The 25747-nt window shown below is 59.3% G+C and carries 22 protein-coding genes; 1 reads left to right on the forward strand and 21 read right to left on the reverse strand.

All coding sequences use genetic code 11. The annotated features are described in order from the left end of the window. Window positions 1-14 precede the first annotated feature (14 nt). The 5 genes from O9X62_RS06485 to cysD form a co-directional block, all read right to left on the reverse strand. Complete coding sequence (locus O9X62_RS06485; protein WP_269531983.1) at window positions 15-683, reverse strand: flagellar hook assembly protein FlgD; 669 nt, start codon at window positions 681-683, stop codon at window positions 15-17. Between the two features lie 15 nt (window positions 684-698). Further along, a complete protein-coding gene (gene flgC, locus O9X62_RS06490; RefSeq protein WP_269531984.1) occupies window positions 699-1112 on the reverse strand; it encodes a flagellar basal body rod protein FlgC in 414 nt (137 codons plus the stop codon). A gap of 39 nt (window positions 1113-1151) precedes the next feature. Then, entirely contained in the window at window positions 1152-1565 is a 414-nt protein-coding gene (gene flgB / locus O9X62_RS06495) for a flagellar basal body rod protein FlgB (protein WP_269531985.1), read from the reverse strand. 242 nt (window positions 1566-1807) lie between these two features. Further along, window positions 1808-3247 carry a sulfate adenylyltransferase subunit CysN gene (cysN, locus tag O9X62_RS06500; protein WP_269531986.1) on the reverse strand — a complete coding sequence of 480 codons (1440 nt, stop codon included), beginning with the start codon at window positions 3245-3247 and terminating at the stop codon, window positions 1808-1810. Further along, entirely contained in the window at window positions 3247-4173 is a 927-nt protein-coding gene (cysD, locus tag O9X62_RS06505) for a sulfate adenylyltransferase subunit CysD (protein WP_269531987.1), read from the reverse strand. Before cysD ends, cysN begins: the two co-directional genes overlap by 1 nt. Before the next feature lie 183 nt (window positions 4174-4356). Here cysD and O9X62_RS06510 point away from each other — a divergent pair, with 183 nt between their 5' ends. After that, window positions 4357-5202, forward strand: coding sequence for a 23S rRNA (adenine(2030)-N(6))-methyltransferase RlmJ (locus tag O9X62_RS06510; RefSeq protein ID WP_269531988.1), 846 nt, complete (start codon window positions 4357-4359; stop codon window positions 5200-5202). Window positions 5203-5293: 91 nt separating this feature from the next. Here the strand turns inward: O9X62_RS06510 and O9X62_RS06515 are convergent, their stop codons facing one another. The 16 genes from O9X62_RS06515 to pseI form a co-directional block, all read right to left on the reverse strand. Continuing rightward, entirely contained in the window at window positions 5294-6982 is a 1689-nt protein-coding gene (locus O9X62_RS06515; protein ID WP_308446437.1) for a flagellin, read from the reverse strand. Between the two features lie 548 nt (window positions 6983-7530). Next, on the reverse strand, window positions 7531-7893 hold the full coding sequence (locus tag O9X62_RS06520; protein WP_269531989.1) for an EscU/YscU/HrcU family type III secretion system export apparatus switch protein: 363 nt from the start codon (window positions 7891-7893) through the stop codon (window positions 7531-7533). A gap of 2 nt (window positions 7894-7895) precedes the next feature. Then, window positions 7896-9092: a flagellar hook-length control protein FliK gene (locus O9X62_RS06525; RefSeq protein WP_269531990.1), complete on the reverse strand. Its 1197-nt coding sequence runs from the start codon at window positions 9090-9092 to the stop codon at window positions 7896-7898. Between the two features lie 10 nt (window positions 9093-9102). After that, on the reverse strand, window positions 9103-9468 hold the full coding sequence (locus tag O9X62_RS06530) for a DUF2802 domain-containing protein (RefSeq protein WP_269531991.1): 366 nt from the start codon (window positions 9466-9468) through the stop codon (window positions 9103-9105). A gap of 39 nt (window positions 9469-9507) precedes the next feature. Continuing rightward, window positions 9508-9846 (reverse strand): hypothetical protein, encoded by a 339-nt coding sequence (locus O9X62_RS06535; RefSeq protein ID WP_269531992.1) that lies wholly within the window; start codon window positions 9844-9846, stop codon window positions 9508-9510. Continuing rightward, window positions 9839-10303, reverse strand: coding sequence for a flagellar export chaperone FliS (gene fliS, locus O9X62_RS06540; RefSeq protein ID WP_269531993.1), 465 nt, complete (start codon window positions 10301-10303; stop codon window positions 9839-9841). The genes O9X62_RS06535 and fliS overlap by 8 nt, the downstream gene beginning before the upstream one ends. Window positions 10304-10324: 21 nt before the next feature. Then, the gene (fliD, locus tag O9X62_RS06545; RefSeq protein ID WP_269531994.1) at window positions 10325-12412 is read right to left on the reverse strand and encodes a flagellar filament capping protein FliD; all 2088 of its coding nucleotides are present in this window, start codon (window positions 12410-12412) and stop codon (window positions 10325-10327) included. A gap of 51 nt (window positions 12413-12463) precedes the next feature. Continuing rightward, window positions 12464-12847 (reverse strand): flagellar protein FlaG, encoded by a 384-nt coding sequence (locus O9X62_RS06550; RefSeq protein WP_269531995.1) that lies wholly within the window; start codon window positions 12845-12847, stop codon window positions 12464-12466. An 82-nt stretch (window positions 12848-12929) separates the two neighbouring features. Next, entirely contained in the window at window positions 12930-14621 is a 1692-nt protein-coding gene (locus O9X62_RS06555; protein ID WP_269531996.1) for a flagellin, read from the reverse strand. 146 nt (window positions 14622-14767) lie between these two features. Further along, on the reverse strand, window positions 14768-19525 hold the full coding sequence (locus tag O9X62_RS06560) for a glycosyltransferase (RefSeq protein WP_269531997.1): 4758 nt from the start codon (window positions 19523-19525) through the stop codon (window positions 14768-14770). Then, window positions 19522-20772: a class I SAM-dependent methyltransferase gene (locus O9X62_RS06565; protein ID WP_269531998.1), complete on the reverse strand. Its 1251-nt coding sequence runs from the start codon at window positions 20770-20772 to the stop codon at window positions 19522-19524. The genes O9X62_RS06560 and O9X62_RS06565 overlap by 4 nt, the downstream gene beginning before the upstream one ends. Before the next feature lie 36 nt (window positions 20773-20808). After that, window positions 20809-21354: a GNAT family N-acetyltransferase gene (locus O9X62_RS06570; RefSeq protein WP_269531999.1), complete on the reverse strand. Its 546-nt coding sequence runs from the start codon at window positions 21352-21354 to the stop codon at window positions 20809-20811. Beyond that, complete coding sequence (locus tag O9X62_RS06575) at window positions 21351-22637, reverse strand: DegT/DnrJ/EryC1/StrS aminotransferase family protein (protein ID WP_269532000.1); 1287 nt, start codon at window positions 22635-22637, stop codon at window positions 21351-21353. Before O9X62_RS06575 ends, O9X62_RS06570 begins: the two co-directional genes overlap by 4 nt. A gap of 20 nt (window positions 22638-22657) precedes the next feature. Then, window positions 22658-23704 carry a hypothetical protein gene (locus O9X62_RS06580; protein ID WP_269532001.1) on the reverse strand — a complete coding sequence of 349 codons (1047 nt, stop codon included), beginning with the start codon at window positions 23702-23704 and terminating at the stop codon, window positions 22658-22660. Continuing rightward, window positions 23701-24696 carry a Gfo/Idh/MocA family protein gene (locus O9X62_RS06585; protein ID WP_269532002.1) on the reverse strand — a complete coding sequence of 332 codons (996 nt, stop codon included), beginning with the start codon at window positions 24694-24696 and terminating at the stop codon, window positions 23701-23703. The genes O9X62_RS06580 and O9X62_RS06585 overlap by 4 nt, the downstream gene beginning before the upstream one ends. Further along, window positions 24693-25745 carry a pseudaminic acid synthase gene (gene pseI / locus O9X62_RS06590; protein WP_269532003.1) on the reverse strand — a complete coding sequence of 351 codons (1053 nt, stop codon included), beginning with the start codon at window positions 25743-25745 and terminating at the stop codon, window positions 24693-24695. The genes O9X62_RS06585 and pseI overlap by 4 nt, the downstream gene beginning before the upstream one ends. Window positions 25746-25747: the final 2 nt, after the last annotated feature.

Below are 25747 nucleotides of genomic sequence, written 5' to 3' on the forward strand. Positions count from 1 at the left end.
AAACGCACCGGCCCTTACATGATGCTGCTGATCTGGCTGTATGGAAGCGTACGTCCGTCGGCAAGCTGTACGTTCACATTGCCACCATCCAGCGACACACTGCTGACACCCATGTAAGTCATGGTCCGCAGCATGGTTTCGGCACCGGACGACGACTGCGCCGTGGCCGAGAGGTAATATTTGCCGGCCGGTAAAGGATTGCCGCTGGCATCCTTGCCATCCCACTCGATGGGTTGCTTGCCTGCGGTAAGCTGACCCATGTCGATTTCGTCGAGCTTCTGGTTGCCGGCGCCATAGATGGTCAGTTTGACCCGTGCGCCACCTTCGGGAACCAGCACCTGCGCATTCATGGGCTTCTCGCCGTCGAAGCTCATGGTGTCGCCTTCGACCAGCACCTGCTTGCCGATGAGTGATGCCGCCTGAAAACCCTGGCTGGCATTGAATGTGGTCATCATGCTGGTGATGCTGGAATTCAGGTTCTCGATCCCGCTCACCATGCTCATCTGCGCCATCTGTGCCGTGCTTTCGGCACTGTCCATGGGATTCATGGGGTCCTGGCTTTGCAGCTGGGTGATCAGGAGCTTGAGAAAGCGATCCTGCATCTCCTGCGTCTTGCTTTTGCTGTCGCGCGCTTGATTCAGGTTGCTGAATACATCGGCGCTGCTATTGACGGCGGTTGTCATGGCGCCAACCCCCTATCAAGCCTGACCCAGTTGCAGCGTGCGCTGCAGCAGGGCTTTGGCCGTGTTCATCATGTCGGCGTTGGTCTGGAACGAGCGCGACGCCGAAATCATGTTGGTCATCTCTTCCACTACATTCACGTTGGGCATGGCGATATAGCCCGTTGCGTCGGCCAGCGGATTCTTCGGGTCGTATACCAGCCGCGCTGGCGACTGATCTTCCGACACCGCATTGACCTTCACCCCCACCGCTTGTGGCTGATTGCCATACAAGGGTGTGGCGGCAAAGACCACCTGCTTGGCGCGATACGGTTGACCGGTCGAACTGGTCGCACTCTCCGCGTTGGCCAGATTGCTGGCCGTGGCGTTGAGCCGGATCGACTGCGCGGTCATTGCCGAACCGGCAATGTCGAATACGCGAAAGAGTGACATATCGTGCTCCCTTTACCCCGGATACCTTCTGCTTACCTGTTATTGCGACTGCAGCGCCGAGCGCATGCCTTCAATGCGTTTCTGCATGAAGGTCAGACTGGCCTGATAGCGGACGGCGTTGTCGGTAAAGTTCGCCATCTCGATATTCATGTCCACCGTGTTGCCATCGATGGAGGGCTGCACATCATTCCGATACAGCAGATCGGCTTCGAGCACGCTGCGGCTGTTGCCCGCAAGGTGCCGGCCATCTGTCCGCGCCATGCCCATGCCCTGATTGGCACCGCGCTGTGATGCCACAGCGTTGCCCAGCGCCTGCGCAAAGTCGAAATCGCGGGCCTTGTAGCCCGGGGTATCGGCGTTGGCGATATTGCTGGCAATGACTTCCTGACGCGTGGCGCGCAATTTCAGCGCCGCTTCATTGAAGGCAAAGTGCTTGTTGATGCTCGAAAGCATGGTGGCCTCGCGGATGATTTATTGTGTTGTATCGGTCCTGTCGGGGTAGTTAAAAGCACAGGCTGTGCCAGCAGCAATGATGCTGATAGATCAACGACTTGCCTGCTGGATCCCACGACCATTCATGGCAGGCGGCAAGCCTTGCCGCCTTGCTGGTTGCCGCAACCATGCTGGCGGCAAGTGGGCATGAAAAAAGCCGGGCATGGCGCCCGGCTTTGGTCGATGCAACAACAACGGTGGGATCAGCGCTTGAGCAAAGTGCCGATATCGCGCGCTTCCCAGTGCGGGAAGTATTTGCGCACCAGCGTGTTCAGCTCCACTTCAAACGCACGCAGACGCGCCAGCTCGTCCGATTCACCCGCCCCCTGCTCTGCTACTGCCGCGGCTTCGATCATGCCGGCACCAGCCGTGGCATTGCTGAGCCGATCGATCACGATCAAGCTGCCTGAGGCGCGGCTTTCACGGTAGGCATCGAATACGGCCGGAGCATTGAGCTGGATGCGGCACAGACCGATTTCGTTGAGCGCCAGCTCGTCAGCGCTGCTGGGTGCCAGGGTGTTGACGTCGATACGCTGCAGCAGCTGTACCACCCGGCCGCTCACCTGCTTGCCGGCCAGCTTGAACAGATACTCCTTGCCCAGTTGCAGCGGCTGCTCGTTCATCCACACGATATGGGCATCGAATGCGGTCGCCACATTGGGACGGGTTTCGTTGGCCTTGACGAGCATGTCGCCGCGCGACACATCGATCTCGTCTTCGAGTGTGAGTGTGATGGCCTGGCCCGCAAAGGCCGCTGGCTGCTCGCCCTCGTAGGTGACAATGGCCTTGACCTTGCTCTGCTTCCCGGAAGGCAGCGCCACTACGGTGTCGCCTGGCGCAACGTGGCCAGCGGCAATCGTGCCGCAGAAACCGCGGAAATCCAGATTCGGCCGGTTCACGTATTGCACCGGGAGCCGGAAAGCATCCAGATGCACGTCGTGATCGATTTCTACCGATTCAAGCAGCTGCATCAGCGTGCCGCCGGTGTACCAAGGCGCGCGTTCGGATGCGTTGACTACATTGTCGCCACGCAGTGCAGAAATCGGCACGAAGCGGATATCGGGTATGCCCAGCCCTTCGGTAAACGCGAGGTAATCCGCACGGATACGGTCAAACACAGCCTGATCAAAATCGACCAGGTCCATCTTGTTGACCGCCACAATCACATGCTTGATGCCCAACAGGCTCACGATGAAGCTGTGGCGGCGAGTCTGGGTCTGCACGCCATAGCGCGCGTCGATGAGGATGATGGCGAGATTGCTGGTCGATGCACCCGTCGCCATATTGCGCGTGTACTGCTCATGGCCCGGGCAGTCGGCAATGATGAACTTGCGCTTGTCGGTGCTGAAGTATCGGTAGGCCACGTCGATGGTGATGCCCTGCTCGCGCTCGGCTTGCAGACCATCGACCAGCAGCGCGAGATCGAACTCGTCATCGGTCGTGTTGTACTTCTGGCTGTCCTTCTTGATGGCGGCCAGCTGGTCCTCGAAAATCAGCTTTGAATCGTGCAGCAGGCGACCGATCAGCGTGGACTTGCCGTCATCGACATTACCGCAGGTGATGAAGCGCAGCAGATCCTTGTTCTCGTGCTGCTTGAGGTAAGCCAGGATGTCGCTGGCGATCAGGTCGGATTGGTGAGACATCAGAAGTACCCTTCCATCTTTTTCTTTTCCATCGAGCCGCTCGAATCGTGATCGATCACCCTGCCCTGCCGTTCGCTGGTTGTCGTCAGCAGCATTTCCTGAATGATCTCGGGCAGCGTGGCCGCAGTGGACTCCACGGCCCCCGTCAGCGGGTAGCAGCCCAACGTGCGGAAGCGCACGGACTTGGTCTGGATGCTGGCTTTCTGCTCGGGCGTCAGGTACTGGAGGATGCGATCGTCATCAATCATGACCAGCGTACCGTTCAGGTTCACGACGGGTCGTTCGGCCGAGAAATACAATGGCACGATCTCGATATTTTCGAGAAAGATGTATTGCCAGATATCCAGCTCGGTCCAGTTCGACAAAGGGAAGACGCGGATGCTTTCGCCCTTGTCGATACGCGAGTTGTAGATATTCCAGAGTTCCGGGCGCTGGTTCTTCGGGTCCCAGCGGTGGTTCTTGTCGCGGAAGGAATAGACACGCTCCTTGGCGCGGCTTTTTTCCTCATCACGTCGCGCACCCCCAAATGCGGCATCAAAGCCGTATTTGTTGAGCGCCTGCTTCAGGCTCTCGGTCTTCATCACATCGGTGTGCTTGGCCGAACCGGCGGTAAACGGGTTGATGCCGGCTTTCACCCCTTCTTCGTTCACATGCGTGATCAGTCTCCAGCCTTCTGCCGCCTGCTGATCACGTAGCTTGTACATCTCCTGGAACTTCCAGGTCGTATCCACATGCATCAGCGGAAACGGCGGCTTGCCAGGGGCAAAGGCCTTCTTGGCCAGATGCAGCATCACGGCCGAATCCTTGCCGATTGAATACAGCATCACCGGGTTGTCAAACTCGGCGGCTACCTCGCGGATGATATGGATGGACTCAGCCTCAAGCTGTTTGAGATGAGTCAGGCGTGCAGGGGAAATCGTTGTCATGTCGTATCGGCAGGCTGGAACGCTATCGGTGCCATCGCACCATGGAGGAAGACGTTTTACCAGAAGGCAGGCAGGCGCAGAAAAACCGAATTGCTATATCCATAGCTGGTCGCCGATCAGCTTGGGACCGGCCGGATGGAGCGGCAGCGGTACAATGCAGTCAACTTTCCAGAGAAACGCACCATGCTGAGTTACCGCCACGCCTTTCACGCCGGCAACCATGCCGATGTGCTCAAGCACTATCTGCTTGTCCGTCTGCTTGATTACCTGAACCAGAAGGACAAGCCCTACTGGTATGTGGACACCCACGCCGGTGCTGGCGCTTATCAGCTCGATAGCCACTATGCGAGCAAGAATGCCGAGTTTGCCGGCGGGATTGCTCGGCTCTGGCAGCGCCACGATCTGCCGGCAGGCTTGGCACAGTATGTCGATGTGGTACGCGGGCTCAATCAGGACGGCAAGCTGCTGCATTATCCGGGCTCGCCGCTAGTGGCCGCCCCGCTACTCAGGCAAGGCGATCGGTTGCGCTTGTTCGAGCTGCATCCAACGGATTTTCCGATACTTGAAAACAATATGGCGACACTGCGGCGTCAGGCCAAGCTGTTCAAGTCGGACGGCTTTGCTGGCCTCAAGGCCGTGCTACCGCCCGAACCACGCCGGGGTCTGGTGCTGATTGACCCACCGTATGAAGAGAAGCAGGATTACCAGCGCGTGGTGCAAGCCATGGAAGAAGCCCTGCGCCGCTTCCCGACCGGGACCTATGCGATCTGGTATCCGATGCTGCAACGCTATGAATCGCGCCAGCTGCCTGAGAATCTCAAGCACTTGCCGGTCAAGAGCTGGTTGCACGCGAGCCTGACGGTACACACGCCGAATGAGGACGGATTCGGCATGCATGGCAGCGGCATGTTCATCCTTAATCCGCCTTGGCGCCTGCATGAAGAGCTGAGTACCACCCTGCCCTATCTGCGCACCCACTTGGCGCTGGACCCCGGTGCGAGCTATCAACTCGAACAACTTGCCGGTTGAATTTACGCGCGATCAAGCCGCTGAATACAAAGCAAAAAAGCCAGCGGAACGATCCGCTGGCGTAAAAGACTGCTGCATAGTATCCGAGGGCTTAACCACCACGCAGCAGCGACAGGACCTGATTGGGCAGCGAGTTGGCCTGTGCCAGCATCGCGGTACCCGCTTGTTGAAGAATTTGCGCACGGGTCAGGTTAGCGGTTTCAGCCGCAAAGTCTGCATCCCGGATGCGTGAACGCGAGGCGCTGAGGTTCTCGGACGTTACCTGCAGGTTGGCAATCGTCGCCATGAACCGGTTCTGCAGCGCACCGAAGGCTGCGCGCTGGCCGCTGACCACCGCAAGTGCGCTATCCACGATACGCAGGGCTTGGGTAGCACCCTCAACCGTGCTGATATCCAGCGAGTTCACAGCCGCCAGGTTGGAGCTGACGCTACTACCCGAGTTGACCGACATCCCCGACGTGGCACCGGCAATCGTACCTGACGAGAAGAACACACCCGACTGCACCGCTGTACCGCTCAAGGCCGTGATCGAGTAGCTCTTGTCAGAGTCCAGCACGACCTGACCGCCGATGCGTAGCAGGAAGCCCGATGTCTGGTTACCACCCGCTGCACCGCCGGAGCCCACCGCGCTCATGTTGTAAGCGGCACCCGCCGGCACACCACCCGCGCCACCCGTGACCATGGAGATCACACCGGTGGATTGGGTATCGACGGCGGTAGCGACCGCCTGCATGACGATATCGTTGCCATCGTCATTCGTCAGGATGATGGCGTTGCCGATTTCGTTCAGGCGCGCCGTGATGCCGGTCTGCGAGGCTCGATCATTGAATGCCTGCACGGCTTGGGACAAGCCTGCCGAGGTACGTGCATCGCCCACTTTGAAGGTGACATTGACGATCTGGGTGTTGTTACCCGTCACGTTAATCGAGTAGGAGAGGCCATTACCGCTGACGCCATCGACCGCGCCAGAGCTGGCACCCAAACCGCCAGCCGAGCTGACGTTGAATTGCAGCATGGCTTGGGTACGGGCTGTGGCACGGACACCGGTATTGGTGGCGTTGATGGCTGCCGCAATGTCCCGTGCCGAAGAGCCTGAAGTCAGATTGGTAATCAGCGCACCGCCGTTACCACCGTTGATGCTCAGCGCACCCGATCCGTTGCTGTTGAACGAATTCAGAACGGCGCCAGAGGTACCGCCACTGATGACCGTGCCGGATACGGTGCCGGTCTGCGCAAACGTGGCCTGACCCAGCAGACTCTTCACCTGATAGCTGCCGTAGTTGTTGGTACGGAGATTCGAGGTTGTCGCCGTGATCGTCTGGTTGGCATTGGCGCCGACCTGATAGATGGCTGCACCGTAGCTACCATCGAACAATTTCAAGCCGTTGAAATCCGTGGACACCGCAAAACGGTCCAGTTCGGCCGTGAGCTGCGTCACTTCGGAATTCAAGGCGGCGCGATCTTGCGGTGAGTTGGTCGCATTCGCTGACTGAACCGCGAGTTCGCGGATGCGCTGGAGAATGTCGCCCATTTGGGATAGTGCGCCCTCACCGACTTGAGCCAGTGACACACCATCGTTAGCGTTACGACGCGCCTGATCCGAGCCACGGATCTGCGAAGTCATACGCTCCGAGATCGCCAGGCCGGCAGCATCGTCGCGTGCCGAGTTGATACGCAAGCCCGAGGACAATCGCTGGAGCGAAGTCTCAAGACTGCCTTTCGAGGTATCCAGATTCCGTTGCGCGTTGAGCGACGGAATATTGGTGTTGATGACTTGCATGATTACTCTCCTTCGCCGTGTGCCCTGGGTAGCAGGACGCCGTCTCTGTCGAACACCGATCGGAAATGCGGTTTCTTTTCTTACATTTCCCTACGGTTGCCACCCATGCCCCCGGGCAACAAACCGACTGCCTAGAGCGCGTCGGTTTCGATCACCATCGAACCTGCGCGCGGGAAACAAGGTCAACCAACCTCCCTGTTTCCGCTTCTCATTCCGTCCGGGCCCCGCTTGCCCCGTTACTGGGGTTGGCGGTAAAGCGCCTGTATTCGCTTCATCTGCCTGACCTGTACTGCTGTGGGTCACGCAATAATCCGGACGAACTCTTTAGAGCAATCAGCGTGCCAGAGTTGTTTTATCTATACAAATCAATTGGTTAACAATATTTGAATGGTAGGAATGGCTAGGGAGCCGGCAAGTCATTGCCGAGCGGACCGGCAAAGTGGCGGGCCTGGGCGGCAACCGATCAGGCGGGCACAGGCAATCCTTGCCGGTACCGGCAAGGTACCGGCAAGGCGGAAGGTTGCTTGGATCAGGGGAAAATGAGAGGACTAGCGGGAGGGGCTTGCGTCGGATACGGGGCGCTGCGCGGGCGCCGTATTCGTTGCTGGCAGTAACAAGCCGAGATCAGGGGGAGCGATAGCTTCGTCTACACCACGTTCGATAAAGTGTATGAAGGCGAGCAATTCGGCCACGGCCCGGTAGAGTTCGGGGGGAATATGGCGGTCCAGATCCACTTGCATCAGCAAGGTCACCAGCTCGGGGGACTCATGGACATAAACCCCCGCATCACGGGCACGCTCAATGATGGTCTCCGCCATCAGCCCGCGGCCTTTGGCGACAACGCGCGGAGCTGCAGCGCCTTCCCGATAGGCCAGCGCAACCGCTTCCTGAATGGGCCGACGTTTAGCCATGGCTAGCTTTGCTTGTCAGTCACGATGACTTGATGGGCATTAAGCGCCAGCCCTGCGGCCTCCATCTGCATTTGCAAACGAGACTGCTCGGTACGGATGCGAGACGCCGTCTCGGCGCTCCGCACCACAAACCCCACTTCCACTTGGGTTTGATCATGCAAGGTAATAATGGCTTCCACCTGGCCCAGATGCGGCAACTCCAGTTCCAGCCGCGTACGCCATACCCGGTTGGGCGCGGCGGTGTCGGTCTGGTCGCGGCGGCGGTCATCCTCTTCTACTTCCCATTTGAGTGGCTGACCCGGCCATGCCTCACCCTGCCAGACAATCTGTCGCTGATCGAGCAACTGTAGTTGTTGCTGAACCTGCTGGCGTGCCGCTGGCGGCAGTAAATCCAGTTCACTGGTCTTGCCTTGGGCAAGAAGTTCCCGGCCGGTCACTTGTGATGCCTCATCGCCATCACGAACAGACTCGGGCAGTGAGAGCATGGCGCCGCGCTTTTCGGTCGCTGCAGATTCGCGCGCGCCCTGGTCGGCCAAAGACGCAGATTTCGCGCGTGCCTCGGCCTCGCTGGCCGGCGGCCCAAAGCCCCGCGCTGGCGGCTCGGAGAGAATCTGCTCAAGCGTGCGTCCCCCGGTTACCCATTCGGCAAGGTGGGACTCATAGAACAATCCTCCCTGAGTCAGCGCCTGTTTGAGTTGATCGGCGAGTTTTGCCGGTTCTGCCGGCATATTGCCGCTTGCCATCAGCGGTACGGTACGACTCAGTAAAGTAGCGCTCGCGGGCTGATCACCCTGCTCGGCCAATTCGGCAACCATGGCGCCGACAAATCTCGCGGTGGCGCTGAGATCGACCTCTGTCGAACTGTCTCTGCCCGGGGGGAGCGGCTGAGGCAATACCGGATTGACGGGGGGCTGGCGCGGCAACAGGAACGTCAGTCGTGGCGAATTTGCCAGCACCTGCATTTCCAGCTCATCACCGGGCTCTGTATTGCGAGGCAGGTTCAGATCCAGCATCTGATCCTTGACCAGAACAGTGAATCTTCCGGTCGGTAACTGGCTGGTCACTGTTGCGCGGACTTGCTCACCTACCGTGAACAGCTGCTGGATTTCCTGAATGGCATCGACCACCTGAATCAGCGGTAGATCCGGTGTCTTGACGTAGGCTTGCAGCGATGCCGCCAGCGCATTGGCGGGGATCATGACGGATGCCTCAAGACCGTTGAGACGCCCGGTAGAGAGCGACGATCAGCTCGGCTTCCCCCCGGGAAATACCGCAGCCTGCCGCTACTTCGGCAGAGTCCAGCCCTTCTTTGGCCAGGCGCATGGCTTGGGAGTAGGCACTTTCGGCCTCATCAGGTACAACGGCATCTGCTTGCCATGCATCACGCAGGCTCGCTGTCTCGCGTTGCAATGCCGCGATGCGGTCTTCAAGATGGTCGAGCCGCGCGTCGGTAGCAGCTGAGCCGGGTGGACTCTCCACTACTCGGTGACGTTGCCAGAGCAGGTAAATCACGCCGACACCGACCAGCAGCACGGATGTGCTCAGTAAGGTGAGCCAGAGTTGTATCGTTGTCATCTTGGCCTCACTTTCCGGATAAGGAAGGCGCTGCCTGTTTCAGCCCGCGCCGTATGTCTTGCCCAAGCGTCGCCCGTTAACCTGTGTCAGGCGTATTTCTTCCAGGATGGCGCCCACTTCTGCTTGCCAGCCGCTCAACCGAGCAATCAACTCCTGATTCGCGTCATCTGTTTCACGCAGTAATCGGGACAAGGATTCCAGATTGGCATTATCAATCGCTTGCGCCGAACTGTCCTGAGCTTGCTGCTGCGCCAGTCGGTGGGCTGGCAGGATATCCAGAACATCATCCCACTTTTCCGCGCGGGCCAGCTCAAGCATGCGCAAAGTCAGATCATGCAAAACGCTGTGCGTACTGAGTACCTGATCGAATTCAGACACGTCCATAACTCAGTGGTGTTCTCGCTGATTGCGGCGCTTCAACCTCGGGTTTGATCTCGCTCTGCTGAGGCTTGTCGATGGATTCCCAAGCCTCTTTCAGCTGCTGCAATAGCACCTGGACTTCCTCGATTGCCGCTTCATCCATCTTCAGGTTGGCCTCAAGCAGGCGGAAGCCGATGTAATCGTAAAGCGCAGAAAGGTTATCGACCAGCTCCCCGCCCTGCTCCCGGTCGAGACTCGAACGCAGGCCTTCCTCGACAATCGCAATCGCACGGGAAATGGCAACACCCTTGGGGCCCACCTCGCCATTACGCATGTGGACGCGGGCTTGCGTCAGCGCCTTGATTGCTCCGGCGTAGAGCATGACGATGAGCTTGTGCGGTGATGCGTTTTCCACATCCAGCTCAAGGCTGCTTTGGCCGTAGGCATTCAACGCTTGTTTGATATTGGCGGCCATTGGCCATCTGTCCTGTTCTGATTACCGAGAAGAGGTAGAAGGCAGATTTGCCAACTGCTGACTCAAATAATTACTGGTGTTGCGCAAGGACGAAATGGTGACATCAAGCGCGGTGAACTGGGCACGGTAGCGCTTTTCCAGATCTGTCATGCGCGTGCTCAGTTTATCGAGCTGCTTGGTCAGATCCTCCAGCGTGCGATTCAGCGCATTCTGGCGGCTGGACAAGGCGCCGTTTGTCGTCTGCATCGACGAGATCGCATCGTTGATCTGTACGGCAAAGCCACGGCTGAACGACAGTGTGCCACGATTGCCTGCACTACCGCCTGTGACCTGAATCTTGAGGCCTGCGGCATCGCCCGCTCCGGTCAGGAACTGTCCATCACCCGTAGCCGTGCTGTTGCCGATGCTGCCTGCGATATTGAGCCCTGTCGTTGCCGGATCGGATGTCGACAAGCCAAGTGCGGTGGTCAGGTCGCTACTGATGGAATTGAGGGCAATCGTTGAACTACTGCCGTAACGATTCGAAGTCAGACTGAATGTGCCGGTCCCGGAATCAAATGCCACGGTCACACCCACACCCGATGCCTTGAGGATGGAGTCGCCATTGATCTTGGACTGAAGCTCCAGCGCCAGTTCACCTGCCGTTGCGTAATTGGCGGCATTCAGGGTCACAGTGCCCGATGTCACACCGTTGACGGTAACCGACAGGGTATTCGTGGTGGAGGTCAGATCAATATTGGTCGGCGATGCCGCTGCAGCACCGGCAATCAGCTGCCCTTGCGTCGCCATCTGCGTGATATTGATCGCATAGTTTCCAGCCTTGGTCCCGGTGGCGGTACTGAAGTAGGAAACTTGGCTATCGCTGGCGACCCCATAGCTGCCAAACAACGCCGCAACGGATGCGGCGTCCTTGCCGATCGCTGCACTGAATTTCGTGCTGTCGTACAGCATGGTACCGGCTTTATCGAAGCTGATACCTACATCGGACAGACGCTTGAACGTGCCTGAAGCGGTGGTGCCGTTGATCAAGTTACGTAGCTGGGCCTCGATAGTCCGGATTACGGTCTCGCCCTGAAGCGGACCAGCAGACCGCGTCGAGGCATCGTAGTAGGTGGTGTCCTTGATGACCTTGCGGAGTTCGTTGTAGGCCTTGACGAACGAATCCAGGCCTTTGCTCGCCGTACTGGCATCCCGTGCCACGGAGATGGTGACAGGTGACGTAGTGGTTTTGAGCAGATTGAACGTAACGCCGGAAATCACGCTGGAGGCGTTATTCGACTCTGAGCTGACACCGATGCCGTCCACCGTAAAAGTAGCATTCTTCGCCGATTGCACTTCCGACAGGTTTTGCCCGTAAGGAGGGAGTGCATTGGTGGCCTTGGGGCGCGTGACATCATAGGCAAGCTGGGACAAGCCCGTCAGATCGGTACTGCCGCCGCTGTCATCGCTTACGGTGATCCGCAAGGAATTGGAAACACCGGTATCGGTAGATGAGAGCACTAGCCGGAAACCGCCACCGTCGTTGACGACTGACGCGGTAATCGGTGCACCCGTCGCATTGATGGCATCACGGATGCCAGTCAAGGTGTTGTGCTGGCTGTCGATCGTGATGGACAGCGAATCCTTGGACGAATTGGTGGTGAACTTGATATCGGTTTCGTCGTAATAGCCGTTGCTGTCCGGCGTTGCGGTCGATCCGTCGAGCTTTGTGATCTTGCCGAAATCGATGATGAGCTTGCCGGTGCCGATCACGGCATCAGCAGAACTGAATACCCCGGTCTTGAGGCGCTGGTTCTGGGCCAGCTGGCTTACCGACAGCGTATGGCTGCCAAGCAAAGCAGCAGAGGATGCGTTGGCGGTGATGCTGCTTGCATCTGATGAGCTGGCGGCCGGCTTGATGTACTGGCTGCTGCTCTCGAGTGTGCGGGTGGCCGACTGGAAGGCAGACAGGGCGCCGCTGATCGAACCCAAGGCGGAAACCTTGTTCGTGATCGTGGTGCCTTGGGCCTTGATCTTGTTCGCAACCGGGTCTCGCTCGGCTGAGATCAGTTTGGAGAGCAGGCCCTCAATATCTAGCCCCGAACCCAGTCCTGTCGATGTAATTGCCATGTTGCTACCCTCCCGCCCCGGCTAGCCGCTGCCGACCTTTGCATCAGGAACTCAGGCTTTGTCGCTGAACAACAAACCCTTGAGCTTGTCGATGGCCTGGGCGATTTCAATAACTTCCTTGGATGGAATCTGCCGGATGACTTCCTTGGAATTCACATCCACGATACGAACAATATTACGCCGGCTGTCGTCATCAATGCTGAACTGGATATTGCGGTTGAAAACGGCAATGGTCTCATTCAGCTTCTTGACCGACTCCTGCACACTTTGTGGATTCTCTGTCGCCTGATCCGAGGCCGCGACAGCAGCAACTTCTGCGGCGGCTTGGGCTCGGGCGGCGGCTTGAACTTCTGCCGAGGGTACAGCCTTGGCTTGCCCATCCTTCTGGGCCACAGCGGGCTGCATCAACGACACATTGGTAGCCTGTACTTGCATGATGGCTCTCCTAGGCAAACGCCCCGGCACGCCGTTTGGCACTGCCGGGGCCTACTCACACTGCAGTGGTCAATCTAGTTGATTAGCCACGCAGCAAGGTCAGTACCTGATTCGGCAGTGCGTTTGCTTGAGCCAGCATCGCAGTACCAGCCTGTTGCAAGATCTGTGCCTTGGTCAGATTTGCCGTCTCTGCAGCGAAGTCGGCATCCTGAATCCGCGAACGCGAGGCCGAGATGTTTTCCGACGCCGTTTGCAGGTTGGCAATCGTTGCCAGGAAGCGGTTCTGCAGAGCACCGAACTTGGCACGCTGGCCGTTCACTACCGTCAGGGCGCTGTCTACGATGCGCAGGGCCTGATTTGCACCTTCGACCGTCGATACATCCAGAGCGTTCACTGCAATCAGGTTCGAGCTCAGGCTGTTACCCGAGATCAGTGCACGACCGGAGGTTGCGTTCGGCGTGGTACCCGACGAAGCGAACACGCCCGACTGGAAGGTCGTACCGCTCAGTGCCGTGATCGAGTAGCTCTTGTCGGAATCCAGCGTGATCTGGCCACCGATACGGAGCAGGTAACCCGAAGTCTGGGTTGCGCCGCCCGCTGCACCGCCGGAACCGATACCGCTCATGTGGTAGGCGCCCGAGATCGGGGTGCCACCGAAGCCGCCGGTTGCTACCGTGACATAACCGGATACTTGCGTATCGTTGGTCGTTGCCACCGACTGCATCACGATGTCGCTACCGTCGTCGTTGCTCAGGATGATGGCATCGCCCGTATCGTTCAGGCGCGCGGTAATACCGGTCTGCGACGAACGATCATTGAACGCCTGGACTGCTTCGGAAAGGCCCGATGCAGAGCGGTTGTTGCCGACCTTGAAGGTCACGTTCACGACTTGCGTGTTCGAACCGGTCACATTCAGGGAGTAGGACAGACCCACGCCGCTGACGCCGTCGGTCGAACCCGAGGTCTGGCTGAGCGTGCCGCCGCCGCTGACGTTGAACTGGATCAGTGCCTGGGTACGAGCCGTGGCACGCACACCGGTGTTGGTGGCGTTGATCGCAGCAGCGATGTCACGAGCCGACGAACCCGAGCTCAGGTTGGTGATCACGGCGCCGCCGTTACCACCGTTCACGCCAATGGCGCCGGAACCGTTTGCGTTGCGCGAATCCAGTGTCGAACCCGAGGTGCCACCGGAAATGGTGGTGCCGGAAACGGTACCGGTTGTTGCGTAGGTGGCGTAAGCAACCTGGCTACGCATTTGGTAGGTGCCGTAGTTCGACGTGCGGAAGTTGGCGGTCGATGCGGTTACCGTCTCGTTGGCATTGGCGCCAATCTGATAAGCCGCAGTACCGAACGAACCGTCAAACAACTTCTGGCCGTTGAAGTCGGTCGAGATCGCGAAACGATCCAGTTCCGAGGAAAGCTGGGCGACTTCTGCATTCAGCGAAGCGCGGTCAGCCGAAGAGTTGGTGCCGTTGGCGGACTGTACGGCCAGTTCGCGGATCCGCTGGAGCAGATCGCCCATCTGGCTGAGTGCACCTTCACCAACCTGTGCGAGCGACACGCCGTCGTTCGCATTGCGGCGGGCTTGATCCAAGCCGCGAATCTGTGCCGTCATCCGCGAGGAAATCGCGAGGCCGGCGGCATCGTCACGAGCCGAATTGATACGCAAGCCGGTGGACAGGCGTTGCAGCGAAGTTTCAAGGGAACCCGTTGTTTTGCTCAAGTTACGCTGGGCGTTGAGCGACGGGATGTTCGTATTAATCACAGAAGCCATGATCTCGTCTCCTAGTCAGGGGCTGAGGGTTGTTCACCCAGGCGGTCAACGCCTTGCTCCCTTTATCGACGAGTACTGATGGAACTTTAGGGGAAACCGGCAAAAATATTCGCAGAAGCGGAAATTCTTGCCGGCTCCCCGCCTGGCTAGAACTCGAACCAGGCAGACATCCACTCCGGCAGATGATCCTGCAGCAGCCAGTGATCAATCACATACTGACGCAAGGCATCACCACGGCGGGCTGTCTCGTCCAGATCATTGATGTGCTCCCGGATGGCTTTGATCCAGTCTTCCTTGCGGTTCTGCACCAAGGTGATCGGGTAGTCGCCCTGATACGGCGTGAAGTCTGTCGCGATCATCGGGAAGCCAAGTATGCCGTACTCCAGCACGCGCAGATTGCTCTTGCACTCGTTGAATGCATTGAGTTCCAGCGGCGCGATGCCCAAGTCCAGATTCAAGGAAGCCAGGCTGGTGTGGTAATCCTTGAAGGGCACACCCTGACGGACATCAGCAATGAACGGCAGGATGGGTTCTGGCGCCATGCCAAAGAATACCCACTCCACTTCGTCTGCCAGCTCCCGGACAACTTCATAAATGACTTCCAGATCACCACCATGACTCACACCGCCCGCCCAGCCGACACGCGGCTTCTTGCCGGTACGCCGCTGCGGCTGGAGTTTGCCCCATAGATCGAAATCGATGCTGTTGGGGACGACACGAATGTCATGGTGCATATCACGGAATGCTTCCTTGAGCGGCTCCGTGGTGACGATGAAGCGATCACAGTACTCCAGCGCCCTGCGCATTTTCTCGCCCATGCCACGCGGCAGATCGGCCCGGTGCAGGCTTTTCTTGGGTACCGCAGTCATCAGATCGTCTGCCTCGAACACCAGACGGATGTCCTTTTGGGCTTTGTATTCGCGCAGGAACGGCAGCTGGTGGTCCATCATCTGCCGCTGCAGCACGATGGTATCCGGCTCCATCCGGCCGATTTCAGTCATCAGGTAGTGGTCAAAAGATTTCCAGCCCTCGACCAGACCGGCATTCACTGCTGCCGTGTGCGGCTGGATGATCCGGTAGTGACCACAACCCCAGTCGTCGCCAGGAATCGACAGCAGGCGCGGCAGCGGCTTCCAGGGCAGCGCACGTTTGGTCAGTTGCGGACGTGACTCAATCTGGAATACCCCGCCCTGCAGAATGAGATTGCTGTTATAGGCAGGATCGAAGGAAAGCTGTTTGAGCCAGCGCTGGTACAGGAGCGTCTGGTTCGCACTTTCGCGCTCATTGTGCTCGGTAGCCGGTAGCAGCGATTCGTCCAGCAAACTCGTGCCACGCTTGTGGATCAGGTTGGCATAGGGCGTCCAGATGATGCGGTAGCCTGCGCCCTGTGTACGCAGACAGAGATCATGATCAGCCTGGTAGAGATCAAAAGCCTCATCCATGCCGCCCACTTGCTGGAATACAGAGCGTCGGATCAACAGGCAGCTGCCCGATACAGCAGAGTAGTTCTGCACGGTCTGCAGGCGGCCGTAATACCCTGCCTCGTCGAAACGAAGACCCACGAACGGGCTTTCTGCCACGCCCAGCAAGCCAAGGATGCGACCAGCATCATCGACGGTACCATCGGGGCGCAACAGGCGGGCGCCAACAATGCCGACTTCCGTCCGCTGAGCCTCTGCCATCATCTCTGTCAACCAGTCGGCATTGACGGGTGTGGCATCGTTATCCAGGAACAGCAGGTATTCACCGGTAGCCTCTGCGGCAGCCTGATTACGGAGCTTGGCCAGATTCAGATCACCCGTGACGCGATAGACGCGCAGACGATCGTCACCCATCTCATCCAGTGCCGTGAGATAGGAGAGCACTTGCTGGTCTTCACTGCCCGTATCCAGAATCAATAGTTCGTAGTCTGGCCAGCTTGTCTGGTTGAGCAGCCCTTCCAGGGTGCGCTGGAGGTCGGGCAGATGCTCGCGGGTGAGCATGATGATGGACACACGCGGCTGACGATCATGCTGGTAATGGACACGATAGGTGCCGGGCAGTACGCCGTGTGTGACCTCGGCCTGAATGTTGCGGCGGCGGAGTGAGTCCGTGAGCGCAATCTGCCCTGCTGCAATGCTTTCGTTCGTGGGCAGGGTGTCCAGGCTGCGCTTGTCCGAGCGGTGATACAGCACATCGGCGATATGGCCGATCACCTTGTCGCCGAAGTGTTCCTGGATGCGCAGCAGGAAATCAAAATTGCTGGCCCCCAGCGCATCTGGCGAGAAGCCCTTCAAGGTCGCAAACGCATCGCGGCGAATCAGGAAGAAATCACCAATGTAGGGCAGCGCCTGGAAGTAATCCGGACTGAAGTCAGGCTTGAAGTACGGGGAACCATAGTTGCCACCTTCTTCACGCCGATCTTCATCGGTGTAGATCACACGCCAATCCGGATTGCTGTATGCGGCTTCCATCAGATAGAGCAATGCATGCGATACCAGCTCATCACCCGATTGCAAGACGGTAACCCAGTCAGCGTCGCTTGCAGACAAGATGTCGTTGATGGCGGCATTGGGATGGCCTTCATAGCGACGCCATTGCATGCGCTCGTTATCGGCAAACCCTTCCGGTACATCGTGAGGGGCCAGCACCGTAAAGCGCACACGGTAGTAGAGCTGATTGGCAAGTGACTGGATTGTCGCTGCAACCTGAGCCACGGCCTCATCACTTGCCACCACAACCGCATGCACCAGTGGTTGACTGCCCCACTCGCTGATGCGGCGCTCGTAGTGAGAGACCTCGACCGGCGTCAGCAAGTGCGTACGGAGGAACTGCTGATAGCTATCCCCCGGCTGAATGGCGGGCTGCGCCATCGGGTTGTAATCCGTCAGGGCCTCTGCCCCCAGCTCTGCAACGGTGTAGAACTGGATTGAGCACAGCTCGCTCAGTTCTTCCAGCGTAACCCCCTTCATCACCATCTTGCCGCAGTCGATATCGCACGGCACCTTGGTAGAGAACAGGTCAAACAAGGACTTCAGGCGCGGATCAATGCCATTGACGGAGCGAACGATGTGGTATCCGGTCTCATGGAAGAATCGCTTGATTTCCTTGAAGGTGAAGAAGCGGATATGCGTGATATCCAGCAGGCCCCAAGCGTCATATCGCCAGTAACCACGGGCCAAGTCTTCCATCAGGCCGATATTCCGGGTGTTCGGAATACTGGTCACGATCTGTCCCTTGGGCGACAGCAAGGGCTTGAGCTTCATCAGTACATCCCAAGGGTTGTACATGTGCTCCAGCACGTCTGCGATGATCACGGCGTCGAGCGTGCCCGGCTCGATCCCTTCCGCCACCAGGTCGAAGTCCTCGAACTTGCCGCACAGCACCTTATCCAGGCGGGTGGCCGCCTTGGCGGCTGCTGATTTGTTGATCTCGATACCCCAGGCTTGAGCTTCCGGGTACTTTTCTTTGAATGCCTGTGCGGTGCCGCCTGCCGAGCAACCGATGTCCAGCAGGAAACGCGGCTGATTGGTAAACATGTTGACCAGATCGGGTCGCCGGCCATCGTGGTAACCCGTCGCATCGATATGCTCGACGTCCAGCAGCTCTTGCCAGATGTAGCGGGACTGCGCCTGGCTCTTCATGAGCTGTCGCATGACTTCGGCCACGCGCCAGTGTGCCTGCCCATCCACCCCCGTGTTGTAACGTGGTGCGGCTTCTTGCACTTTGGCACCCAGATGCTGACGTGTAGCCGGGTCATTGATCAGGTGGGCCAGAATGGGCGCAAGCTCATCCGGCACCACTTCAACCACGCCACTTTCTGCATCAAAACTGGGCCCCAGGCGCATGCCAAACCAGTTCATCAGGTTAATGACGGGCGTACCCGCAATCATGGCCTCGACCTGGATATTGGAGTCCGTACCAATCAACGTATCCGCCGCGACCACCCAATGCTCCGCAGCACCGTCGCTGTAGCAATAAGCTGACTTGGGCAACCCCAGCGAGCCAGCCAGGCGATCCAGCGTTGCCTCTGCCTGATCGTGCGTACCCATGCGGTCTTTGATGATGAACTCGGCCTCGATACCGGCCTCACGCAAATCGCGCACGGCAGCCAGAAACTGCAGCAGGCTGGCCTCGAATGCCTGAGGATCGCCCACGGCCGTGAGATTGGCCGCCCAGGTGGTCGCAAATACGATCCAGGGCTTTGCCGTATCAAGCGCATGGCGCTTTGCCAGCAGGCTTCGATAGGCAGCACGCTGGGTTACATGATGGGGATAGGCGTCCCAAGCCGGATTGCCGGTCACAAAGCAGCGGGCCGGGTCGACACCCAGATCCAGGTAGCTTTCCAGGCCACGTTGGCCATACACCGCAAGCGAATCGGCAAACAAGGCGCCGTGTACGGTGTAGGGCTTGCACAGTGCGACGCCGTGCATGAGCTGCAAACTCGGGATTTCGCTGCGCTTGGCCCAGATGACAGCAGTCTTGGAAACGGCGGTGAGATCCTCGCTTACGACCAGCAGCCGGATATCGAACTGTTCGTGTGCCAGCTGCAGGCCTTCGATGACATGCACCATCGAGGGCAACTCGGCATCTGCACGCGCCTTGAGTAGCGGCTGGAAACGTGCCTCCTCCAGTTCTAGCTGAATGCAGCCGTCCTCCCAGCCCGTTGTACCGAAGTAATGAGCGAGTTTGCTCAGGCTGGTGTTCACGCCTGCATGGATACGTTGCTCGGCGGCACCGTCAAGCAGGCTCTCCAGCTCGATCAGCTGACTACCCGATGCAGCCAGACGCTCTGCAAGCTCGGCGTCGTATTGGGCTCTGGGCGTGAGCACCACCATGCCGGGTTCTTGCGAGCAGAAGGCTTCAATAACGTGGTGATAGCGAGGCCAAAGCAGAGAGAGGATGGCACCTTGCTTCGTGGTCATTGCTGCTCTCCCTGCTGAAAGACATTGAGGTAGTTCACAAGTACGTCCCGAACGAGGTTGTATTCAAGCCCCGGCCCGAATGGCACGCCGGCATGTTCGAACTTGGCGCCAAAGCCGCCGTTGCGACGCCATTCTCCGGCAACGCGCAAGGCGTATTGGTCGATATCTTCCTGCAAGCGCCAGTCAGCAAAGAGCTGGGCAAACTCTTCGGGCAGATAGTCGGCCACATCCAGCTCCGGGAAGCGGCGCAGTACAACTTGCAGAAGCTCGTAGAACATATAGGTATTACGCGGGTGAGCCAGATGCTGGCGCAGCGCCTGTTTGGCCGCTGCGTCGGGAACCGGCAAAGCCTCGCGGATCTGGCCATTTCGCCACACCGTGTTGAGACGTTGCTGTTCCGCCAACCAGCGCTGATTGCTTTCCGGGTCTGCCACCTTGTCGAGCACGGCCATGAAACGACCCGTCGATGTGCATGGCAGTTTCCAGACCAGTTCCGTTTCCAGCCAGAGGGCAAAATCAAACAGCTTCTTGTCTGTGGTCATCCAGCCCAGCAGACGATTCCACCAATGCTTCGTCTCCAGGTCGCCCAACCAATGGTTACGCGTACTGACCACAAAACCACCCACGGGCACGATGGCTTGAATGCGATAGCCATGCTCATTGGCCCACTCGACCAGATCATCTGTCCTCATGTGGGACATGTAACTGCCCACGGCAGCCTCATTCGCCTGAAGGATCTGATTGGTTTTCTCGCCGGGCCCGTGCACGGCCTCAAGGTGATCAAGAGAGTGGATATCGAACAGGATGCGGCCACCTGGCTTCAGCACGCGGTCCCACTCCAGCAAGATGCTCTGCCAGTGAGGAAAGTGGACCACCACATTCAGCGAAAGCAGGAAGTCGAATGAGTTTGCCGGCACGGGCAGATTGGCCACATCACCCGGCAGCAGCGTCATCGGTGTTTCACCCGCAAGGCGGCGGGTTTCATCCAGCATGGCTTGCGAGCTATCGATACCAGTGACGTCCATCCCGCGTTGCGCCAGCGGTATCGATCCACGTCCTGTACCGCAACCGACATCAAGCACCTTGGGGCCCGTGGCGTAGCGGCCAATGAAGCGCATTTCCAGCTGATGCTTGAGCTGATTGGTGCCGGTGTTCTCGAACATGCGCTTGGAATACCAGGCCACCATATTGGTGTCCTTCCATGCGTCGGTTTTCCAGTCGATCAAGGCTTGTTGGTTCTCGCTCATGTCGCCATCCTGTCATTCATCTCGTTGGTGTTTTACTTACTGTGCCCACTCGCGAGCGAGTACGGCAAATTCGATCACATCGACAAAGCGGCCATCTTTCCACGCCGCTTCCACACGTCGACCTTCCTCTCGCATATGCAGCTTGCGGGCTAGGGCGATCATGCCTGCGTTATCCGCAAACGTGCCGCAATGTATGCGATGCAGGCCCAAGGCACTAAAGCCGTGGGCCACGATCAGTTGTGCGGCTTCGGACGCCACGCCCGTGCCCCAGACCGATTTATCCCCCAGCAAAACGGCAAATTCCGCCGAACGCTGGCGGGGGTGGATCTGGTTCAGCGCGATATTGCCCACATGTCGGCCGTCGGCCACCAGTTCAATAGCCAGTGTCAGCGCATCGGTACGCTGATTGGCAGCACGAATGAAATCGCGCGCGGCATCGCGGCCATAGGGGAATACATGGTGGCTGTTACCGGCGCAGACTTCGGCGTCGTTGAGCCAGCTTACATAGGGCCCGTCTGCGTCGGCTTCAGTCAGCGCGCGCAGGCGAACCCGTTTGCCAGCCAGGAAAGCAGGTTGGCTCATGCGGGCTCCCGCAGCGCATCCAGATTGCCCAGCACTTTTTCCCAAGCGCGGGCAATGCTGTCCACGTCGGCCTCGCTGAGGCTGGCGTGGATGTAATCGGCATAGATCAGCGATTCAAAGTGCATGTGCTCGCAGGTCGGGCAAATGCCTCGGTCGTAGTTCAGGCTGCCCGCATAGGCCGGCAGGTTGAACGGGAAGCCATCGCGCCCCATGGCAATGCGCTGCTGGTACATGGGCTGCAGGTATAGCGGCTTCACATAGCCTTCGGCCGCCGGAATCCCCTCGGCGCGCAGTGCCTGGACCAGCTTGGCGCGTGGTACGCCGGTAACTTTGGCGTCGTACTTGATCGCATACACATACCAGCCGTGTTCGGCATCGGCACGTACCTTCGGCGGCGTAATGCCAGGCAGACCGGCAAGACGTGCGCTCAGGCGGGCGGCATGGCTTTGCCGGGTGGCAAGCAAGGCCGGCAATTTTTTCAGTTGCTCGCTGGCAATGGCCGCTTCGATCTCCGTCATGCGGTAGTTGAAGCCGACCAGGTTGACCAAGTCTGTCTCACCCTTGGCCTCGGCCACGGCTTCGGCATGGTTACGGATCAGCCGCAGCTTTTCGGCAAGGCGCGCGTCATTGCTCACGGCGATGCCGCCTTCGCCGCTGTGGATGGTCTTGTGGTAGTTGAGGCTGAACACGCCAATATCGGCCAGTGTGCCGCTGTGGCGGCCCTTGTAGCGTGCGCCGGGGCCCTGGGCGTTGTCTTCAATGACCTTGATGCCGTGCTGGCGCGCCAAGGCCATGATGGGTTCAAAGTCTGCCGGCTGGCCGAAGATATCGACCACGATCACAGCGCGCGTACGCGGCGTGATGCAGCGGGCAATGGTCTCGGCAGTCAGGCAGAAGGTGTCGGGGTCGATGTCGGCAAACACGGGCACCGCGCCGTAAACCAGCGCTGCGGCGGCGGATGCCGACATTGTGTACGGCGAGACGATGACCTCGTCTCCGGGGCCGATATCCAATGCGCCGACTGCCGCGTATAGGCATGACGTAGCCGAGTTCATCGATACGGCATGGGCCACGCCAAAGTGGGCTTCCCACTCGCGCTCCAGTTTCTGCACGCGTGGGCCACCATAGAAGTCGGGCGTCCACGCGCCGAGAAATTGCGACAGCACGCCGCTGTCCATGACGGCATTCACCGCAGCCCGTTCTTCGGGGCCGAGCGTGTTGTAGGACGGCAGCGGCGCGGTGCGGACCGGCGTGCCACCTAGCAGGGCAAGGTCATGCATCATGCTGATTCCTGTCAGTATTTTTATGTCGTGATCAGGCGTTCCATTGCCTCGATAACCCGCTGGGCAGCCTGACCATCCGGCTTGCTCGGCACCGGCAAGGTGCTGCTCAAAGCGGTATCCAGCATGGCCGCGAGCTCGGCAGGGTTGTCGCAGCGCCAGCTCCAGCCGGCCCGATTGCTCGGCAAGGGGTCACTTGCTGCACTCAGACCAGGCTGGAAACTCAGCACCCGACAACCCAGGTAACACGCTTCAAGCAACATCATGGAATGGATACCGACCACGATATCGGCAGTCATAAGCAATTCGTGAGCCAGCCCGTCGGGTGCCAGTGCCGTGCCAGGCCAGACTGACCCAATGTGCGCAAAGTCCGAGCGCGGTTCACGCGGGTGGGGCTTGACCCGGAGTGCAATGGGTTTGCCCCTTTGGGCAAGGGCCTGCTCCAGGAGTTGCAAGGCTTTCTGCTCATCAATCACCACGGCCTCGCCCAAGCGCTGCGCCATCATGCGCAAGGGTTGCGACACAAAGACGGCGAGCGGCTGTTCCGGCTGCACACCGCATGTGTCTCGCAGGGCACGGCGGCGGGCTGTGCCAGGCGGGACGATACCTGCCAGGCTATCCAGTGCGGGTTGGCCGGTAATGATCAAGGCAGACTCGGGAAAGCCGGCGGCCATCATTTCTGCGCGTGCCAAAGCATCGGGAATGGCGATACGGTCTGGCCGAACCGTCTCCCCCTGCTTCTCAAAGCGCGGTGCATAGTTGCTCCAGAAATCCAGCACCGACAAAGTCGGCAAGCCACGGGCGCGTGCTGCCAGCAGCCAGTCCAGTTCCATCATTTGCGCATTGACCGAGGTGCCGCATATCACGCCGCTCACACCATCAAGCCGGATGGACTCTGCCGGACTTACCGGCCAGCCGCGACCTGTCCAGCTCTGCAAGGATTCCGCATACGCATAGAGCCGACACGGCCATTGCAGCGCGTCCAGCAATTCCACCACCGGCACCAGGGCCGCGCCCCCGCCGGGGTCGCCGGCCACTATCGCCAGTAGCGGCTTGCTGCGAGGATTCACGTAAGCATCTCCGGCTGACCGGTTGTCAGCGAGCGGCAAGCCGCATCGGCCGCCAGCAGGGCGGCCAGGCCGTCGTCGCCGCTGCATTGGGGCGATTGGCCTGTGAGCACGGCATCGCGGAGGTTTTCGACTGCCCGCAGCAGCAAATCGCGCATACCCAGCTCATCCACATGATGCAGCAGTGGCAGGCGATAGCCAGCGTAGTAAGGGCTCTCGCCAACGGTGTGCCAGACCACGCGATGGCCGCTTTCGAGCAACTGCACCCTGCCCTGTGCCGCCACGATATCCATTTCGAACAAGCTGTAATCGAGGTGATTGCTGGCGTGCAGATGCGCTACCAACCCGGACGCCAAAACGATCCGCAAATCCGGGCTGGGATCCTGTTCAAACGGGGCGGCACGACTGGGCCAGGCTTGCACGCTGGCAATCGGCCCGAAGAAGTGGCGTAACAGGTCCAGCCAATGTGTGCCGTTGTGACGGATACCCTTGCCATAGAAACCGGTCACGGTATGGATATCGCCTAACTCCCCGGCGGAGATGGCCTCACGCACTTTGGCATGCGCAGGGCAAAACCGGCGCGAGTAGTTCACCGCTAGTGCCACCTTGTTGGCCGCGGCGGCGGTCAACACCGCCCTACCCTCGTCCAGCGTCAGTGCCAGCGGCTTTTCCAGCAGAATGCCGCGCACGCCCGGCGTAGCGATGGCCTTGAGGGCGAGGTCGGCATGGAAACGATCGGGTGCGGCAATACTGATCAAATCCAGCCCGCCAGCGGCCAGCATGGCCTCGGCACTGATGAAACAACGCTCAGGAGCAATGCCATAGCGCTGCGCGGCATTGGCCAGCTTGGCGGGATCGGCGTCGGCAATCGCATGCAGGCCCACCCCCTCGGCAGCGCGATAAGCCGCCGCATGGGTATAGATACCGATACGCGCGGCATCGCTGTCAAACTCGCAGCCGATGCGGCCGCAGCCGATCAGCCCGGCGCGCATCATCCGAGCAAGTCCCAGTTCAGCGGCGTGCCGCGTTTGATGGCCTTGCCGGCGCGCTTGCCAAGGATGGTGTCGAGGAACTTGGGTGCCAGGCCCAGGCCGGGGCGAATCGCGCGTACATTGTCTGCCGTGAAGGTTTCACCGGGTGCCACATCCTTCACTACATACAGCGAGCGGCGGAACACCAGCGATTTGGTCTCAGCCTTGGTGGCGCCGTATTGCACATGGCCCATGGCCTGCCAGGCGCGCTCGGTTTCAATCACCAGCGAAGCCAGCTCCTCGGGCTCCAGCGAAAACGTCGAATCCACACCACCATCGGCGCGGCGCAGCGTGAAGTGCTTCTCTACCACCGTTGCACCCAGCGCCACCGCAGCCACGGCAGCCCCCACGCCCATCGTGTGGTCGCTCAGGCCCACTTGGGTGCCGAACAGCTCGCGCAGATGCGGGATCGTACGCAGATGGGTGTTCTCGGGCGTGGACGGGTAGGTGCTGGTGCACTTGAGCAGGACCAGGTCATTACAGCCGGCTTCACGTGCCGCGCGTACGCTTTCATCCAACTCGGCCACGCTGGCCATGCCGGTGGAGATGATCATCGGCTTGCCGGTGGCGGCCACCTTGCGGATCAGCGGCACATCGGTGTTCTCGAAGCTGGCGATCTTGTACGCCGGCACATTGAGCGATTCGAGAAAATCCACCGCGGTTTCGTCAAACGGCGTGGAGAAAGCAAGCATGCCGTGCTCGGCGGCGCGGTCAAAGATCGGCTTGTGCCATTCCCAGGGCGTGTAGGCCTCCTGGTAGAGCTTGTACAGCGAGGTGCCGGCCCAGAGGCTGTTCGGGTCACCAATATGGAACTCGCCCTCGTCCAGATCCAGCGTCATGGTGTCAGGCGTGTAGGTTTGCAGCTTGAGTGCGTGGGCACCGGCTTTGGCGGCGGCATCCACAATCGCCAGCGCGCGTTCGAGCGACTGGTTGTGGTTGCCACTCATTTCGGCAATCACAAAGGGCGCGGCATCGGGGCCGACGCGGCGATGGCCGATATTGAAGCTGTTCATGG

The sequence above is a fragment of the Chitinimonas sp. BJYL2 genome (assembly GCF_027257935.1).
GTDB lineage: Bacteria > Pseudomonadota > Gammaproteobacteria > Burkholderiales > Chitinimonadaceae > Chitinimonas.

Bases quoted from the DNA above. Each gene is read 5' to 3' on its own strand.
- O9X62_RS06485 (WP_269531983.1), bottom strand. From the start codon at position 683: ATGACAACCGCCGTCAATAGCAGCGCCGATGTATTCAGCAACCTGAAT.
- flgC (WP_269531984.1), bottom strand. From the start codon at position 1,112: ATGTCACTCTTTCGCGTATTCGACATTGCCGGTTCGGCAATGACCGCG.
- flgB (WP_269531985.1), bottom strand. From the start codon at position 1,565: ATGCTTTCGAGCATCAACAAGCACTTTGCCTTCAATGAAGCGGCGCTG.
- cysN (WP_269531986.1), bottom strand. From the start codon at position 3,247: ATGTCTCACCAATCCGACCTGATCGCCAGCGACATCCTGGCTTACCTC.
- cysD (WP_269531987.1), bottom strand. From the start codon at position 4,173: ATGACAACGATTTCCCCTGCACGCCTGACTCATCTCAAACAGCTTGAG.
- O9X62_RS06510 (WP_269531988.1), top strand. From the start codon at position 4,357: ATGCTGAGTTACCGCCACGCCTTTCACGCCGGCAACCATGCCGATGTG.
- O9X62_RS06515 (WP_308446437.1), bottom strand. From the start codon at position 6,982: ATGCAAGTCATCAACACCAATATTCCGTCGCTCAACGCGCAACGGAAT.
- O9X62_RS06520 (WP_269531989.1), bottom strand. From the start codon at position 7,893: ATGGCTAAACGTCGGCCCATTCAGGAAGCGGTTGCGCTGGCCTATCGG.
- O9X62_RS06525 (WP_269531990.1), bottom strand. From the start codon at position 9,092: ATGATCCCCGCCAATGCGCTGGCGGCATCGCTGCAAGCCTACGTCAAG.
- O9X62_RS06530 (WP_269531991.1), bottom strand. From the start codon at position 9,468: ATGACAACGATACAACTCTGGCTCACCTTACTGAGCACATCCGTGCTG.
- fliS (WP_269531993.1), bottom strand. From the start codon at position 10,303: ATGGCCGCCAATATCAAACAAGCGTTGAATGCCTACGGCCAAAGCAGC.
- fliD (WP_269531994.1), bottom strand. From the start codon at position 12,412: ATGGCAATTACATCGACAGGACTGGGTTCGGGGCTAGATATTGAGGGC.
- O9X62_RS06550 (WP_269531995.1), bottom strand. From the start codon at position 12,847: ATGCAAGTACAGGCTACCAATGTGTCGTTGATGCAGCCCGCTGTGGCC.
- O9X62_RS06555 (WP_269531996.1), bottom strand. From the start codon at position 14,621: ATGGCTTCTGTGATTAATACGAACATCCCGTCGCTCAACGCCCAGCGT.
- O9X62_RS06560 (WP_269531997.1), bottom strand. From the start codon at position 19,525: ATGACCACGAAGCAAGGTGCCATCCTCTCTCTGCTTTGGCCTCGCTAT.
- O9X62_RS06565 (WP_269531998.1), bottom strand. From the start codon at position 20,772: ATGAGCGAGAACCAACAAGCCTTGATCGACTGGAAAACCGACGCATGG.
- O9X62_RS06570 (WP_269531999.1), bottom strand. From the start codon at position 21,354: ATGAGCCAACCTGCTTTCCTGGCTGGCAAACGGGTTCGCCTGCGCGCG.
- O9X62_RS06575 (WP_269532000.1), bottom strand. From the start codon at position 22,637: ATGATGCATGACCTTGCCCTGCTAGGTGGCACGCCGGTCCGCACCGCG.
- O9X62_RS06585 (WP_269532002.1), bottom strand. From the start codon at position 24,696: ATGATGCGCGCCGGGCTGATCGGCTGCGGCCGCATCGGCTGCGAGTTT.
- pseI (WP_269532003.1), bottom strand. From the start codon at position 25,745: ATGAACAGCTTCAATATCGGCCATCGCCGCGTCGGCCCCGATGCCGCG.